General features: G+C 70.0%; 2 protein-coding genes. Both read left to right on the forward strand.

Translation table 11 applies throughout. The features are described from left to right. Nucleotides 1-1358 (forward strand): ferrous iron transporter B (locus tag PKH97_RS16425; RefSeq protein ID WP_324388680.1); only part of this gene is annotated, 1358 nt, incomplete at its 5' end. 31 nt (nucleotides 1359-1389) lie between these two features. After that, on the forward strand, nucleotides 1390-1707 hold a 318-nt coding region (locus PKH97_RS16430; protein WP_324388681.1), incomplete at its 3' end, for a hypothetical protein.

The following is a 1707-nucleotide window of genomic DNA, read 5'->3' on the forward strand; positions in this document are numbered from 1 at the left end:
CCGAAGCGGCGGCGTGGGCGGACTCGGTGCTGGCCGCCGCGGCATACGTGCCCGCGGGAGCGGACGAGCGGACGCGCCGGCTGGACGCGGTCCTGCTCCACCCCGTCGCGGGGGGCGCGATCTTCCTCGCGGTGATGTTCGCCTTCTTCCAGGTGATCTTCACGCTCGCGGCGCCGCTACAGGGGCTGATCGAGCGCGGCTTCGGCTGGTTGGGCGATCTGGCGGCGCACCACCTGCCGGGCGGTTGGCTGGCCGACTTCGTCGGGACCGCGCTCATCGGTGGTGTCGGCGGCGTGATCGTCTTCCTGCCGCAGATCGCCCTGTTGTTCTTGATGATCTCGCTGCTCGAGGGCGTCGGCTATATGTCGCGGGCGGCGTTCATCATGGACCGCTTCATGTCGCGTTTTGGGCTCGAGGGGCGGGCATTCGTCTCGCTGCTTTCGTCGGTGGCGTGTGCCATCCCCGGGATCATGGCGACGCGCACGCTGCCGTCGGCGCGTGACCGGCTGGCGACGATGATGGCCGCGCCGCTGATGACCTGCTCTGCTCGGCTGCCGGTCTTCGTGCTGCTGGTCTCGATGTTCGTGCCCGCGTCGGCGCGGGTCGGGCCCTTCGGCGCGCAGGGGAGCGTGCTCTTTGGGCTCTACCTGCTCGGTGCGGTCTCAGCGCTCCTGACGGCCGCACTCTTTAAGAAGGTGGGCGGGCGGACCGGTCAGGCCCTGCCCTTCTATATGGAGCTGCCGCCCTATCGGGTGCCGCGGCTGCGGGGTGTCGTCTTCGCGGTCTGGGACGCCTGCAAATCCTTCCTGCGCAAGGTCACCCACATCATCCTGGCCGCCACAATCGTGCTCTTCCTGTTGCTCAACCTGCCGGTACGCGGGAGCGCCGAACTCCAGCAGGCGGGCGTGGACCCCGGCGACGAACGGGCGGTCGCGGCCTATGTCATCGACCACAGCCTGGCTGCGGACGTGGGCCGGGCCGTGAGCCCGGTCTTCGCGCCGCTCGGCTTCGACTGGCGGATCAATGTCGGCGTGCTCTCCTCGCTCGCCGCGCGCGAGGTATTCGTGGCCACGATGGGTCAGGTGGGCGCCGCGACCAACCCGGAATCGCCGCGCACCGAGTTGTCGCGCATGCGGGTGGAGGAGGGGTCGCGGGCCGGCCAGTTGCTCTTCACCCGCGAAACCATTGCGGCCCTGCTGATCTTCTTTGTCTATGCGCTGCAGTGCATTTCGACGATCGGTGTGCTTCGTCGCGAGTCAGGAAGCTGGCGCTGGCCGCTGATCGGCTTCGGCTATATGTTCACGCTGGCGTGGCTGATGGCTTTCCTGGCGCGCACCGTCGTGGGGGCGCTGGGGTGACGGGTTGCCGGGCCTGCCGGAGGGTTGAGCGATGATCCCGTTGCACCCCGAGGCCGTGCCTGAGGACGAGGCAAGCCTGCGCTGGCAGGTGGTCACCGATCGGATGCCGGCCGAGGGACAGCTCGTCTCGGCCCCCGGGGACTTGGGTGATCTCCTCGCTGCCGGGGCGCTCGCCAAGGTGGTGGTGGAGCCGGATTCGGTGGTGGTGACACTGCCGGCCGGGGCGTCGTGGCAGGCGAGCGGGCCACGGGTGCGGACGGCACTGCATACGGCCCTGGAGGCGCCCCTGGAGTGGGTCACCGATCCCGCGGCCGGGCGGCCAGGGGGCGCGACGGCGGGTGGGGCCACG

This window comes from Nostocoides sp. (assembly GCF_035343835.1).
GTDB classification, from domain to species: Bacteria; Actinomycetota; Actinomycetes; order Actinomycetales; family Dermatophilaceae; genus Nostocoides_A; species Nostocoides_A vanveenii.